Raw genomic sequence first — 534 nt, forward strand, 5'->3', positions numbered from 1 at the left:
ATAATTATTAAACGGCTTTTGACACCAGGGTTTATCATCGGTGCTACTTGACGTTGCGCATCTAATAGCTGGCGTTCAAGCTCAAGCTTTTGATTTTGGTAATGGTTATCATCAATAGTGCCGCTGTCTTTATCAGCTTTAAGCTCTGCCAAACGTTCACGAAACACGGTTACGTTGATGTCTAACAGTTGGTTGTCTACAGGATTGTTTTTTAGGCGAGTTGCACGTAGCCATGGCGTGATGATGATGACAGCAAGGATTAAGGCAACGAGTAAACTTAGGGCAATAAATAAGCCAGCAGTAGAAAATAGGGTCATTTTTTGTCCTCTGTGCTTGTGACATCATGATCGGTACTATGCGAACGTGATAAAAGACGATCTAGCTCAGCTTTTTCTGCAGGTGTCAAAGCTGTAGCAGGGGTATCAATCATCTTATTCGTATCGCCCCGAGCGGCCAGCTGTCGGCGTTTACTCTGCCAAAACCAGCCGGTAATCAAAAAGATCAATAATAATGGCGGAAAAAACCACAGTATCC

1 protein-coding gene and 1 pseudogene are annotated in these 534 nt (G+C 43.4%); both read right to left on the bottom strand.

Features of this window, described 5'->3' with window-relative positions; all coding sequences use genetic code 11:
* A partial coding sequence (ccmI, locus tag ACS8FD_RS24150) for a c-type cytochrome biogenesis protein CcmI (RefSeq protein ID WP_439277711.1) occupies window positions 1-317 on the bottom strand: 317 nt, incomplete at its 3' end.
* Window positions 314-534: pseudogene (locus ACS8FD_RS24155) on the bottom strand (cytochrome c-type biogenesis protein CcmH); the annotation flags it as partial. The gene ccmI and the pseudogene ACS8FD_RS24155, both read right to left, overlap by 4 nt.

Source organism: Psychrobacter sp. 1U2, assembly GCF_051847575.1.